The organism is Poseidonibacter lekithochrous (genome assembly GCF_018861145.1).
In the GTDB taxonomy this organism is placed as follows: Bacteria; Campylobacterota; Campylobacteria; order Campylobacterales; family Arcobacteraceae; genus Poseidonibacter; species Poseidonibacter lekithochrous_A.
Genome location: NZ_JAHKQT010000031.1, coordinates 1 through 13,505 on the forward strand (window position 1 = coordinate 1; position 13,505 = coordinate 13,505).

At 26.0% G+C, this 13,505-nt stretch carries 13 protein-coding genes; 7 read left to right on the top strand and 6 right to left on the bottom strand.

Annotation, left to right across the window (positions count from 1 at the left end):
• From KO488_RS11335 to KO488_RS11355, 5 genes are all read left to right on the top strand, one after another.
• On the top strand, nt 1–330 hold a 330-nt coding region (locus KO488_RS11335), incomplete at its 5' end, for a GDP-mannose 4,6-dehydratase (protein ID WP_216058932.1).
• Nucleotides 330–1,157 (top strand): glycosyltransferase, encoded by an 828-nt coding sequence (locus tag KO488_RS11340; RefSeq protein ID WP_216058933.1) that lies wholly within the window; start codon nt 330–332, stop codon nt 1,155–1,157. The genes KO488_RS11335 and KO488_RS11340, both read left to right, overlap by 1 nt.
• Complete coding sequence (locus KO488_RS15255) at nt 1,150–3,036, top strand: glycosyltransferase (RefSeq protein WP_228319150.1); 1,887 nt, start codon at nt 1,150–1,152, stop codon at nt 3,034–3,036. Before KO488_RS11340 ends, KO488_RS15255 begins: the two co-directional genes overlap by 8 nt.
• On the top strand, nt 3,023–4,120 hold the full coding sequence (locus KO488_RS15260; protein WP_228319152.1) for a hypothetical protein: 1,098 nt from the start codon (nt 3,023–3,025) through the stop codon (nt 4,118–4,120). Before KO488_RS15255 ends, KO488_RS15260 begins: the two co-directional genes overlap by 14 nt.
• Nucleotides 4,121–5,311, top strand: coding sequence for a capsule biosynthesis protein (locus KO488_RS11355; protein WP_216058934.1), 1,191 nt, complete (start codon nt 4,121–4,123; stop codon nt 5,309–5,311).
• Here the strand turns inward: KO488_RS11355 and KO488_RS11360 are convergent.
• Genes KO488_RS11360 through KO488_RS11370 form a run of 3 tightly spaced genes read right to left on the bottom strand, consistent with a single transcriptional unit; the run spans nt 5,306 to nt 8,203 of the window.
• Complete coding sequence (locus KO488_RS11360) at nt 5,306–5,659, bottom strand: hypothetical protein (protein WP_216058935.1); 354 nt, start codon at nt 5,657–5,659, stop codon at nt 5,306–5,308. The genes KO488_RS11355 and KO488_RS11360 overlap by 6 nt on opposite strands.
• Entirely contained in the window at nt 5,659–7,041 is a 1,383-nt protein-coding gene (locus tag KO488_RS11365) for a cytochrome P450 (protein WP_216058936.1), read from the bottom strand. The genes KO488_RS11360 and KO488_RS11365 overlap by 1 nt, the downstream gene beginning before the upstream one ends.
• A 1-nt stretch (nt 7,042) precedes the next feature.
• Nucleotides 7,043–8,203 carry a DUF829 domain-containing protein gene (locus tag KO488_RS11370; protein ID WP_216058937.1) on the bottom strand — a complete coding sequence of 387 codons (1,161 nt, stop codon included), beginning with the start codon at nt 8,201–8,203 and terminating at the stop codon, nt 7,043–7,045.
• A gap of 108 nt (nt 8,204–8,311) precedes the next feature.
• On the opposite strand from KO488_RS11370, the gene KO488_RS11375 reads away from it, so the two are divergent.
• Entirely contained in the window at nt 8,312–8,557 is a 246-nt protein-coding gene (locus tag KO488_RS11375) for a hypothetical protein (protein WP_216058938.1), read from the top strand.
• 2 nt (nt 8,558–8,559) lie between these two features.
• Nucleotides 8,560–8,958 carry a hypothetical protein gene (locus KO488_RS11380; protein ID WP_216058939.1) on the top strand — a complete coding sequence of 133 codons (399 nt, stop codon included), beginning with the start codon at nt 8,560–8,562 and terminating at the stop codon, nt 8,956–8,958.
• Nucleotides 8,959–8,969: 11 nt separating this feature from the next.
• On the opposite strand, the gene nth is transcribed toward KO488_RS11380, so the two are convergent.
• The 3 genes from nth to KO488_RS11395 all read right to left on the bottom strand — a co-directional run bounded on the left by nth (nt 8,970) and on the right by KO488_RS11395 (nt 13,502).
• Nucleotides 8,970–9,617, bottom strand: coding sequence for an endonuclease III (gene nth / locus KO488_RS11385; RefSeq protein WP_216058940.1), 648 nt, complete (start codon nt 9,615–9,617; stop codon nt 8,970–8,972).
• 11 nt (nt 9,618–9,628) lie between these two features.
• Nucleotides 9,629–11,602: an excinuclease ABC subunit UvrB gene (uvrB, locus tag KO488_RS11390; RefSeq protein ID WP_216058980.1), complete on the bottom strand. Its 1,974-nt coding sequence runs from the start codon at nt 11,600–11,602 to the stop codon at nt 9,629–9,631.
• Nucleotides 11,603–11,687: 85 nt separating this feature from the next.
• The gene (locus KO488_RS11395; protein ID WP_216058941.1) at nt 11,688–13,502 is read right to left on the bottom strand and encodes an ATP-binding protein; all 1,815 of its coding nucleotides are present in this window, start codon (nt 13,500–13,502) and stop codon (nt 11,688–11,690) included.
• Between the last annotated feature and the right edge of the window lie 3 nt (nt 13,503–13,505).

The following is a 13,505-nucleotide window of genomic DNA, read 5'->3' on the forward strand; positions in this document are numbered from 1 at the left end:
TGGTTATATGTACTAGATCACTGTAAGGGAATAGATTTAGTTTATCATACAGGATTAGAAGCTAATGTATATAATATTGGCGGAAGAAATGAAAGAACAAATCTTCAAATAGTAGATACTATTTGTTCTATTCTTGATACTAAATCTCCATCAAGAACTTTAAACTCTTACAGAGACTTAATTACATTTGTAGAAGATAGAGCAGGACATGATAGAAGATATGCTATTGATGCTACAAAACTTGAAACAGAGCTTGGTTGGAAAGCTGACGAGAACTTTGATAGTGGAATTGTTTTAACTGTACAGTGGTATTTAGATAAATATAAATAATGAGAGAAGAGTTAGCAGCTATAATAATACTTTATAAACCCAATTATAAAGAGGTTTATGAAAATATTTTAACATATGCAAAGGATTTAGAAACCTTGTATATAGTTGGTAACTCTTTGATAAGAGATGACTTTTTATTAAAGTTACAAAAACTAACTACTATAAGATTACTTCACAATGGAAAAAATATAGGTATATCTAAAGCTATAAATTTAGCTTTAGATCAAGCTAATAGTGATAACTTTAAGTGGATTATGACTATGGACCAAGATAGTTCTTTTATAGAAAATGATTTTACTAAACTACTAGCTTATTTTTCAAAGATACCTAATAAATCAAAACTAATGATTTATTCACCAATTCACAACAAAAAATTTATCAAAGATTATTATCAAGAAGAGTCATTTGTCATGACATCTGCAAATATTTTAAATATACAAAATGCTTTGTCTATAAATGGATTTGAAGAGAAACTATTTATAGATGAAGTAGACCATGACTTTTGTTTTAAAACAATCAAAAATGAATATACAATATTACAAGATTATAGAATTGCTATAAATCATCAATTAGGAACTAAAAACAAAAGAAATATTACTATATATGAACCTTTTAGACTATATTATATGATAAGAAATTATTTATATTTAAGAGAAAAATACAAAGATGAGCAAAAAGAATTTTTCCTAAAAAGAGATAAATATATGCAAAAATTCTTTCTTAAACATATTTTATTTTCAAAAGAAAAGATTAAGTCAATTCATATGATTTTTATAGGAATAAGAGATTTTAGAAATAAAAAGTTTGGAAAGCTTATTTATGAATAACAATCCTTTAATCTCAATAGCAATGACCACATATAATGGTGAATTCTTTTTGGAAAAACAATTAGATTCGATTATTAATCAAAGTTATAAAAATATAGAAATCATAATTTGTGATGATAAGTCAAGTGATAAAACCTTAGAAATATTACAAGCATATGTAAATAAATATAGTTTTATAAAACTTTATAAAAATAGTTCAAATCTAGGCTATGTAAAAAACTTTGAAAAAGCAATAAAACTTTGTACGGCCGATTATATTGCACTAAGTGATCAAGATGATATCTGGGAAAATAATAAATTAGAAAAACAATTAAAAATAATGATAGAAGAAGAAAAACACTCTTTAGATATACCAATTTTAATACATTCTGATTTATCAATAATTGATAAAGATGATAGAATCATAAATAATTCATATTTAAATTTTAGAAAATATAAATTAAAAAAAGATAAGGACTTAGGTCATATTATAGGACCATGTGGAGTTATGGGTAATACTATATTATTTAATAAAATACTTAAAAAGAATATTTTACCCTTTCCTATTTATGTTGAGAATCATGACTATTGGATTTCATTGATAAATGAAATTCTTGGAAAAAGAATTACACTAAATAACAAATTAGTAAAATACAGAATACATCCTACAAATACAAGTAATACAGAAGCTAAACTAAGCTCGAAAAAAACTTTATTCACTTTATTTAAAGAATTATTTACAAATAATAATTACCCAGCTTACATAAAAAGCCATAGATTTTTACTTATTTCCTACATACTCAAGAATTTCAAAATTTCTAAAGATGACAAACAAATATTAATAAAATTTCAAGAGTACTTATCTTCTGAAACAACTACATTTACAAAAATCCAGAATGCATTTAAATATTCTTTTTATAAAAGAGATTTTAAGTATAAAGTTTATGCTTTATCTACTTTAATAAGAAAAAAAGATATTTCAAAGAAAAACTTTTATACTTATAATATTTTTGAAATATTTTCATCAAAAGTATTTCAAGGTTGGGGAAGAAAAAAAACAGGAAAATTTGCACTTTGGTGTCATAAAAACTTTGGTGGAACTTTAACTTTACAAGAAGATGGATTCATTAGATCTCTTGGATTAGGAGTTGATAATTCTCCCTCTTTTTCAATTGTTGAAGATGATACTGGCATATATTATGATGCTAAAACTGCTAGTAAATTAGAAAATATTTTAAATACTTATAACTTTTCTTCAGATAAAAAGCTTATGAATAAAGCAAAAGAAGCAATATCTTTAATAAAAAAATATCATATCTCAAAATACAACAACTCAAAAGATATAGCTGAAAACTATTTCTTAAAAGATGAAAAAAGAGTTCTTATTATAGCTCAAACAGCAGGGGATAGTAGTCTAGAATATGGAAATGGAAATACTTTTTCTACTGAAGAAATAATATCTAAAGCATGTGAAGAAAATCCAGATTCAAAGATATATCTAAAAATACATCCTGATGTATTAAGTGGCAAAAAAACTTCTGATATAAATATAACAAATATAGATAAAAAAATAGTTCTCATAAGTGAAAATATAAATCCTATATCTCTTCTAAAAAACTTTCATACAGTATATACTAAAACTTCACAAATGGGATTTGAAGCAATTCTAGTAGGTTGTAAATGTGTGTGTTTTGGTATGCCTTTTTATGCAGGTTGGGGAATTACTGATGATAAAATAAAAGAAGCTAGAAGGGTAAAGGTACGTACAATAGAAGAAGTATTTGCAGCTTCTTATATACTTTATAGTAAATATACAAATCCATATTTAAAAAAAGAAATTGATATAATAGAAACAATAAATACAATAGCTAAGATGAAAGCGTCAAATGAAAAAAAATAAACTTTATCTCTTTGGTTTTTCATGGTATAAAAGATTTTATTTTAAATACTTTATTAAAGAATATCCTATAAAAAATATCATATATATAAATCCTATTTTTAAATCTCATTTTGATTTAGCTTTAAAAAAAGGTTTAAATAAAAATAGTGATATATTTATTTGGGGTAAAAAAGAGTTTAAAGAAATAGAATACTTTGCAAAAATAAATAATATAAATATCACAAGAATAGAAGATGGTTTTATAAGATCAGTTGGTTTAGGTTCGGACCTTACTTGGCCCTATTCACTTGTAATTGATAAGGAAGGTATATATTTTGATCCTTCAAAATCTAGTACTTTAGAAACTATACTTAAAACTTATGATTTTCAATCAAATCAAGAGTTATTAAAAGAAGCCAAAGATTTAAGAGAAAAAATACTAAAAACTAAGATATCAAAATATAACACTTCAAATCACAAAAAGCTATCTTTCCCAAAAGATAAAGTTAAAATATTAGTTTCAGGTCAAGTAGAAGATGATGCTTCTATAAAGTATGGGGCTATGGGAATGACAAATTTACAGCTTTTAAAGGAAGTAAAACAAGATAATCCAAAGTCTTATATAGTTTTCAAACCACATCCAGATGTGTTAAGCGGAAATAGAATAGGAAATATAGAAGAAAAAACTGCCTTAAAATATTGTAATGAAATATTAATAGATATTAGTATGTCTTCAGTTTTAGATGCCATTGATGAAGTTCACACAATGACTTCACTTACAGGATTTGAGGGACTATTATATAGTAAGAAAGTTGTGACTTATGGTTTGCCTTTTTATTCTGGATGGGGATTAACACTTGATAAAAAAACTTGTGAGAGAAGAAATAGAAACTTAACTCTTGATGAACTAGTTTGTGGTGTTTATATACTATATCCAAGATATATAAATCCAAAAACTTTAGAATATTGTACTCCTAATATATTGATTGATGAGTTAGAAAAAGAAAGAAAGAAGATAAATAATAATATAATATATAAATATAAAAGTAAAGTATATTCTTACTTAAGTAGATTAACTCAAAAAATAATAAGTATGGTAAAGTAGATGAAAATAAAAAAAATAGTTGGTGAAGTAAAAAATAATAATATATTACTATTACAAGGTCCAATGGGAAGCTTTTTCAATACTTTAGATGAAAAGTTCAAAAAGGATGAAGCAAATACTTTTCGTATAGGTTTTAACGCAGCAGATGAGTATTTTGCAAAAAGTAATCAATATACAGGATATAAAGATATTCCTAAAAACTGGCCTAATTTTATTTCAAACTATTATAAAACATATAAAATTGATAAATTGTTTGTATTTGGTGATTGTAGATTTTATCAAAAATATGCAATAAAAATTGCAAAAGAAAATAATATTGAAGTATATGTTTTTGAAGAAGGTTATTTAAGACCAAATTTTATTACACTTGAAAAATATGGAGTAAATAATCATAGTACAATTCCTAGAAATAGAGATTTTTATGACAATCTAAATTTAGATGATGATGTGATTTTAGAAATTGAACACTTAGAAAACTTTGGATCAACTTATAATAAAATGGCTTGGGAAGCTACTGTATACTATTTTTTAGGTAATTTATTTTACTATAAATATCCAAACTATAAACATCACAGATGTTTCTCATTTCTTAAAGAAGGTTGGATAGGAATAGTAAATTTTACAAGAAAAAATATAAATAGAATAAAAGAAAGAAATCTTAATAATTATTTTGAAAAAGAATTAAGTAATAAATACTATTTTGTACCACTTCAAACATATAATGACTTTCAAATAATAACACATAGTAAATATAACTCTATAGAAGAATTTATAAAAGAGGTTTTAATATCATTTTCAAAACATGCTCCAAAAGATAAATATCTGGTATTTAAACACCACCCAATGGATAGAGGAAAGAAAAACTACAAAAAATATATAGATTTTTATTCAAATTATTATGGAATAAAACATAGAGTAATAATAACTTGGGATGTCCACCTACCAACACTTCTTAAACATTCTATTGGAAGTATTATGATTAATAGTACAGTAGGAATACAATCACTATATCACAAAGCACCAACTATATGTTTAGGTAAAGCTATCTATGATATAGAAGGTTTAACTTCAAAAGGTTTATCTTTAGATGAGTTTTGGGAAAATTATAAAGAAGTAGATCAAGAGTTATTTAGAAAATATCGAACCTACCTTATACAAACAACTCAGGTAAATAGTAACTTTTACTTATAATTGTTTTCCAACTGTTTGTTGGTGTAGTTTTTTCTTTAAAACTAAATCAACGATAGGCTGTTCTCTTTTGTTTGCTCTCTTACAGTGATCTTTTTGAAACTTGTCTGTTAGTTTGATTACAATTTTTGCCCATTTTTTATCTTTTTCTCTCCAGGCATGAGAAGATAATGATTCCCATGCGTAGCCATTGAAAAGTGTGGCATTTACAAAGTGATCCAAAGCTCGAACGCCTTGTCTAACTCGAGCTACATTTCCAAAAGTACCAACAATAACTATAAAAAGGTAACTTATCACTGCAAGTGGAACTATGGCACACATCAAAAGTGTTCCTGCTAGTTTTTCTTTCATTATTTTTGTTTTTCTCTTTTTGTTAAAATTATATTCATTCCATTTGCAGAACGTACTGTTAGACGACCTACTACATCTGGAACAAAGCCCTCTTCTAGTTCTATCTTATAGTTTTTAAGTATTGAAGAAAGTATTAGTATTGATTCTTGCATTGCAAAACCTTGACCTATACAAACTCTCTCACCCATACCAAAAGGAAGATAAGTGTCTTTTTTGATTTCTTTGTTTTTTTCATATCTAGTAGGATCAAAACCATTTGGATTCTCCCAAAAGTCTTTATGTCTATGTATTAACCAAGGAGCTACAACCATAGCTGCACCTTTTTTGATATCTTTTCCTCTCATAGTAGTGTCATCTTTTGATTCTCTTGCAAAAAAACCTACTGGAGGATAAAGTCGTAAAGCTTCTTTAAATACATTTGTAAGGTATTTCATTTTTCTAATATGATGGATTGTTACTTCTTCTTCACCTTGTACTTCTAAAACTTCAACATAAGCTTTTTCCTGCTCTTCTTGGAACATACTTAATAAATATAGCGTCCAAGTCAAAGAACTAGCAGTTGTCTCATGACCTGCTAAAAATAGCATAGCAACTTGATCTAAAATCTCTTCAAAAGAAAATCTCTCATTTGTATCACAATCTACTACTTGTAAAAGAGACGATAAAATATCTTCATTTTCTATTTCTTCCTTGTTTGTAACAGCATCATATCTTGGTTTTATTATATTTGCCAAAACTGTTCTAATTTCTTCACCAGCTTTTAGTCTTCTTTTTTCACCTAAAAAATAAGATATCCATCTTGGAAAACAAAACATCTTTCTCATTGCAGCTCTTGCTGTTTCTTCTTGGAAAGTTACAAAAGCTTCTAATACTTTTTTACCTTCTTCCCTATCTAAGCGTTCAGACATAATAGTTCTAAAAATAACATCTGCAGTTACATATGTCATTTCTTCATCCATTTCTACAACGTTTCCACTTTTATTTTTGTCTAAATGCTTTATCAAATCATTTGCAGCATTTTTCATATGTTCAAAAACTCTTGATATTCTTGTCATTTCAAAAGATGGTTTGATTAAATCTCTTTGCTTTTCCCATACTTTATCATTTGTAGTAAAAATACTATCTCCTAATAAGGGATTTAGTAATTCATGAAGAAGCTCACTTTTAGGAAATTCTCGAACCTCATCTACCATTATTCTTCGTACTTCTTTTGGATCATTTACTACATGCAAATCCAGTCCTGGCATTTTAACTCTGCCCATTTTCATGCCATAGCTTTTTTCATATAATCCATCGAGCCATGAACGTCTTTTCAAAAATAGTGTCGTAAAAAGTGATGCTTTATTTTTATGTGGTTTTGGGTGAAAGGGGCATTGTGCCATCTTATTTTTCCTTCATATAGTTTTTGATTCGATATTCTAATACTTTATTTCCTGCTGTTATATCGAAATAATCATAATTCCCTGCTAGGTCAGTTGCTGTAAGATATAAAAAATGTGCTTTATATTTTTCTTTCTTTATTCTTTTATAGTTCACTTTAGTAAAAAGCTTAAAAAATCTTGGAGACATTAGTACAGGACCACAATCTTTTTCTCTGTTTATTCCAGAAGAAACAATAGGATCAACACAAAAACAAGCACCATCAATAGTTGCAGTGTAATCAATCCAAATAAAATTCTTTGTTTTACCTAAATCTTCTAATACTTCTTTATGTTTTTTAGAATTTCTTTGATAACTAACAAGTGGGATACAGTGTCCTAAGGTCAATAATTTAAAACTAGAATAATCTATGTTTTCATCTAAACATTTTTTGATAACCTTATTTGCAATATTAATAGCAAGAATCGTGCCAACACTATGTGCAGATAATATAAACTCTTTATTTTTATCAGTAGTTTCTTTTATTTGTTCAAAGATATATTCAGAAAAGTACTCAACTCTATCATCTACTTTTAAAATCTTTTCTTCTCCCCATCTTGCACAAAAAGCATAAATTCTCGATAACCAAAAAACTGCTATTTTATTTGCAATAATATAAATAAGTTTAATTCCTAAAATAAAAACAATTATACTTACTACTATTGCTAAATAAATATTTAGATAATTAAACAAAAATGAATAACATTGATAAGAGACATAAAAAACAAGAGATAGCGTACTTATTAGATATATAAGAGGATACAGTCCAGCTATTAGTTGGTTTCTTGATTCTTTTGTAAAACGTACAAAAATACCTGAAAACAAATACATTTTTATAAAATAAAGTGTATCTAATAAGTTTTTTACAAAGCCTTCTGCCCAAGTTTGTTTTACTATATCATTCCATGAAAAGAAATTATAAGTTGTCTTTGTATCTTTATCACTTGTTATTTCACAGGAATGTATATTTTCATTTATTTTCTTTGTTTTTGATATTTTTAAATTAAGATTATTAATTTTATTTTGTTTTTTTGCATTCTTCTTGTATATAGAATAATAATATCTATAACCTCTTGGATCATATCCTGCAATATAAAAGACTTCTCTATTTTTAATACTTTCCATCAAGCTCACTTTTTAATATTATCATGTATTATAGTCAAAACTAGCATAGGATATTATTTAAAATTTTACTATTATAAGATATAATCACAAAAATAAAAAGGAAGAGCTTTGAGTAAAATAGTTTTAGATGTTGATGATAAAAACATTGATACAGTATTAATAATTTTAAATAATTTAAAAGTTGGTTTGATTAAAAATATATCAGCGCCAACAAACAATATAAACTCTAGAATACAAGAAAAAAAACTTGCAAAACAGCAGCATATTTTAGAAGATGAATTTATAACTAGCACTCCAAGTACTGGGAAGTATCTTTCAAGAAATGCTTATAAAAATAAATTAAGAAAAGGATAAAAATGCAAATATTAATATTTTCACTAGTAATTTTAGCAATATTAACATATTTAATCTACAAGATTAAAAAGTCAATTACACAAAAAGATATCATTATTTTCTTTGTAGCAGTAGGTCTAATAATAGCATTTATTGTTTATAATAGTAAGGTTCAAGAAGAGAAACTACCAAATGTATTTAAAGAAAACTATTTACAAGAGAAAAATATAGAGATTTTAAAACTATCTTCAACACAGGTAAATTTTGAAGTTTTAAGTAGTACAAGATCTATTTACGATTTTATTTATATAATCAAAAAAGGCAATCAAGAGTATGTATGTGAAGCTAAAAACGTAGAAGTTTTACTAATAGAAGATGAATACGTAATCAAAGAGTATAAAGAAGAGTGTAAATTAAAATAGAGTTTTAAAACCTAAGCAGGTTTAAAACTCTTCTTTGTTTTACAAACATGAGGAAAAAGGCAGTTATCACAATCTGGTTTAACTGCTTTACAAATATATCTACCAAATAAAACCATAGCTTGATGAAAGATATGTAAATCATGACCTTTTAGTTTTTTAACTAAATCAGCCTCAGTAATCTCTACTGTCTTCCCATCGCTAAGTCCTAATCTATGAGAAACTCTAAATACATGCGTATCTACAGCCATTAAATTTGCACCCTCAAACTCAATCATAAAAACATTTGCTGTTTTATTACCAACCCCTGCTAGTTTCATAAGCTCTTTTTGAATATGTGGAATCTCTCCATCATAGTTTTCAATGACACTTTGTGCCATTTTTATAATATTTTTTGATTTATTATTAAAAAATGAACAAGATTTTAGTAAATCTTTTACATCATCAAGTGAAGCATCAGCCAACTCATAAACACTTGGATACTTTTCAAATAAAGCAGGTGTTATAATATTCACTCTTTTATCTGTACATTGTGCTGATAAAATAATAGCTATTAATAACTCATAGTCATTTTTGTAATCAAGCTCAGTAACTGCATCTGCATATTTTTCTATAAAGGCTTCTTTTAATATTTCTATTTCTTTTTTTGTTGCTTTTTTCATATTTTATCTTTTTATATCTTCTTAATTTTTTCTATTTCATCTCTTATTCTAATTGCTTCTTCAAAGTTTAAATCATGTGAGGCTTTTTTCATTTGTTTATTTAATTCTATTAATATTTTCTTTCTTTCAGCTGCTGGCATTTTTTCAATTTTTTCTTTTTTCCAAGCAAGTTCATCATACTCTTCTAGTTTTAAACTTCCATCTAGTTTTCTTTTTGTTGATTTTGGTGTTATTCCAAATTCTTTATTATGTGCTTCTTGAATCTTTCTTCTTCTATTTGTTTCATCAATTGCAAACTGCATCGAATCTGTTATTCTTTTTGCAAAAAGGATTACTCTTCCATTTTCATTACGTGCACCCCTACCCATTGTTTGAATAAGCGCTGTACGTGATCTTAAAAATCCTTCTTTATCTGCATCTAAAATAGCTATTAAAGAAGCTTCAGGGATATCTAAACCTTCTCTAAGCAAGTTAATTCCAATAAGCACATCAAACTCACCTAGTCTTAGTTGTCGAATTATATGGTTTCTTTGAATTGCATCAATATCACTATGCATATATTTAACTTTGATACCTAAATCACTATAATAAGATGCTAACTCTTCTGCCATTTTTTTAGTTAAAACAGTTACTAGTACTCTTTCATCTTTTGCTATTACTCTTTTAATTTCATCATGTAATTTTTCAACTTGGTATTCTGAATCCATAATATCAATTTTGGGTTCAATTAAACCAGTTGGTCGTATAACTTGCTCTGCTACAACTGAAGATAAATTTACTTCCAATTCATTTGGTGTTGCACTTACAAAAAGAAAGCTTGGAGCTTTTTTTATAAATTCATCAAATTTTAAAGGTCTATTGTCAAGTGCACTAGGAAGTCTAAATCCATAATCAACTAATACTTCTTTTCTAGACCTATCAGCGGCATGCATTCCTCTAAATTGTGGAAGCGATACATGTGATTCATCAACTATTAAAAGAAAATCTTTCCCTATTTGTTCAAAATAGTTCATTAAAGAGTATGGAGTTTCGCCTGGTTTCTGACCTGTTAAATGTCGTGCATAATTTTCAATACCTTTACACATTCCAGTACCTTCAATCATTTCTAAATCAAACTCTACTCTTTGTTTTAGTCTTTGATACTCAACTAACTTATCATTTTCTTTTAAATTTTTAAGTCTCTCATCCAACTCTTCTTCTATTTGTTTTACTGCAACTGAAAGTTTATCATTTGACACAACAAAAGGATTAACTGAATAAATAATCACTTCTTTTAACTCTTGAGTTTTATTATTTGTTAAATACTCATGTTTTGTAATAGATTCAACTTCATCTGCAAAAAATTCAATTCTAATAAACTCATCTTCATAATAAGCAGGATATATATCAATTACATCACCATTTACTCTAAAATCAGATCTATCAAAGAACTTATCATTTCTTTTATATCCCATTTCTACAAGTTTTAATAAAAGTTCTCTTTGAGAATATTCAAAACCTACTTCAAGTCTTTGAACCATTGCTTGGTACTCTTCAGGATTTCCTAAACCGTAGTTTGCAGATACAGATGCAATTACAATAACGTCATCAAAAGAAAGTAATGATGCTGTAGTACTAAGTCTTAATCTTTCAAGTTCTTCATTTATAGATGAATCTTTTTCAATAAATAAATCAGACCTAGGAATATAAGCTTCTGGTTGATAATAATCATAGTAAGAGATAAAGTATTCAACATGGTTATTTGGGAAAAACTGTTTGAATTCACTATATAATTGAGCTGCTAAAGTTTTATTATGAGTCATTATTAGCGTTGGTTTTTGAGTCTTTTCAATTACCTTTGCCATAGTATAAGTCTTACCTGAACCAGTAACACCTAAAAGAGTATTATATTGATTTCCCGCATTAATTGAATCACTTAAGGCTTTTATGGCATTAGGTTGATCACCTGCTGGACTATAGTCACTTATAACTTCAAACTTTGCGATTTTATTATCCTTGTGATTTTAATATTTTTGTTATTGTATCTAAGATTTTATTATGAGTTGGTTTAGGTCTAAAAATAGTTCTTTTTTATAAAACTATAACTAATTCTGCTCCAGAATATTCTTCATCTTCATATTTATAGATTGCATTTTTAGCTTCAATCTCTCCATTCATTCCATCAACAATTAAATTATATGCCATATGAAGTCCTAGGCCTGTTCCTTGAGATTTATATTTTGTAGTGAAATATGGTTCAAAAATGTGAGGTATAATATTATTTGGTATTCCATATGCATTATCTTTAACTTTAATAATTATTCTTTCTTTTTCTTTATATGTTGAAATAAAAATGAGTTTATTTTCAATATTTTTCTCTTTTAGTGCATCTTTTGCATTATTGAATATATTAATAAGGCATTGAACTAACTCATTTTCATAACCATTTATTTCAATATCTTCTTGTAAATCAAGTATTATATTTATATGGTTATCTTTAATAGTAGAATTTACTAAGTGTAAGAAACTTTCAATAGTTCTTTTTAACTTAAATACTTTTCTAGATCTATCACCTTTGATGAAATTTTTAAAATCATCTATAGTTCTTGATAAATATTGGGCATTATCATTTATAATTGTACAGGTTTCAATAAGTTTATTTTCATCTAATATGTCATATTTTTTCTGAAGTATTATTCCAGTTGCTGCAGTAGTAATTACAGATAGTGGCTGTCTCCATTGATGTGCAATATTTCCAATCATTTCACCCATTGCCACCATCTTTGATTGATTACCTAATATTTTATCTTTTTGTTTATTCTCTACTATTTGATGTTTTAAAGATTCTTCATTTTTAATAATTGATTCTTGCATAAAATTAAAGTTTTTTATCAACATTGTAAATATATTATAATCACTCCTAACATTTTCATCCATTTTAAAAGTATGATCTATAGCAAATTTATTAATATGTGAAGTTAACTGCTCGAGAGGACTAACTATACTACTTGCAATTTTTTTAGCACTCATTATTGAAATAAATGCTATAAGTAAAATAATTAATAAAAGAACAAAAGAGATATTAAATATATATTTATTAACTTCATCATTGTTCTCTTTGACAATTATCATCCAAGATAGATTATTGAATTTTTTATATGAAATATAATTATTCTTATCACTATCTTCATTATAATATTTGATAAGTGTATTCTCTTTATTTTTAGATATTTTTTCTTTATATAAACTTGTTGTAAAAAATGAATTTCTATTTGTTACATTAAATTCATTTGAAGTGTCTAAAATATATGAACCATTTTTATCTATAATTGAGATGTCAATATCACTAATTCTTGATGAATTTAGATTTGAAACTAACTTGTTTATAAACTCTAAATTTAATTCTATTATATAAATTTGATTATGAAATTCAAAAACATAAGATATTAAAGGAGTTTCAACTAGATTAGAAAAATAGACATTACTTAAAAAGTCTTTCTTTAAATTCATATATTCTCTAAACATTGGCTTGTTTGAGTAATCAAATCCAGGGAAAACTCTTATATCTTTCTTTGAAGAAACTTCTATAATTTTTCCAAATTCATCTAAAATCATAATAGTATCAGTTGATTTTTTATATTTTAAAATTTCTAATAATAATTCTTTTCTTTTATCATCATTCACACCCTTTAGTAATTTAGGAATATCTTTAATATCTTGATTGAATATATTAATATTATATTGTATGTTTTTTACTATATTAGTATGTTGTGATAAAATCAAATCATATTTTTCTTTAATTATTAAAAAAATAAAAATAAGACTTAACAATACTATAGGAACAATAGAAAACAATAAGAATTTCCTATAAAGATCTTTTTTAAATATTTTGCCTTGAGTTTTCATCGA

Bases quoted from the DNA above. Each gene is read 5' to 3' on its own strand.
- KO488_RS11340 (WP_216058933.1), top strand. From the start codon at position 330: ATGAGAGAAGAGTTAGCAGCTATAATAATACTTTATAAACCCAATTAT.
- KO488_RS15255 (WP_228319150.1), top strand. From the start codon at position 1,150: ATGAATAACAATCCTTTAATCTCAATAGCAATGACCACATATAATGGT.
- KO488_RS15260 (WP_228319152.1), top strand. From the start codon at position 3,023: ATGAAAAAAAATAAACTTTATCTCTTTGGTTTTTCATGGTATAAAAGA.
- KO488_RS11355 (WP_216058934.1), top strand. From the start codon at position 4,121: ATGAAAATAAAAAAAATAGTTGGTGAAGTAAAAAATAATAATATATTA.
- KO488_RS11360 (WP_216058935.1), bottom strand. From the start codon at position 5,659: ATGAAAGAAAAACTAGCAGGAACACTTTTGATGTGTGCCATAGTTCCA.
- KO488_RS11365 (WP_216058936.1), bottom strand. From the start codon at position 7,041: ATGGCACAATGCCCCTTTCACCCAAAACCACATAAAAATAAAGCATCA.
- KO488_RS11370 (WP_216058937.1), bottom strand. From the start codon at position 8,203: ATGGAAAGTATTAAAAATAGAGAAGTCTTTTATATTGCAGGATATGAT.
- KO488_RS11380 (WP_216058939.1), top strand. From the start codon at position 8,560: ATGCAAATATTAATATTTTCACTAGTAATTTTAGCAATATTAACATAT.
- nth (WP_216058940.1), bottom strand. From the start codon at position 9,617: ATGAAAAAAGCAACAAAAAAAGAAATAGAAATATTAAAAGAAGCCTTT.
- KO488_RS11395 (WP_216058941.1), bottom strand. From the start codon at position 13,502: ATGAAAACTCAAGGCAAAATATTTAAAAAAGATCTTTATAGGAAATTC.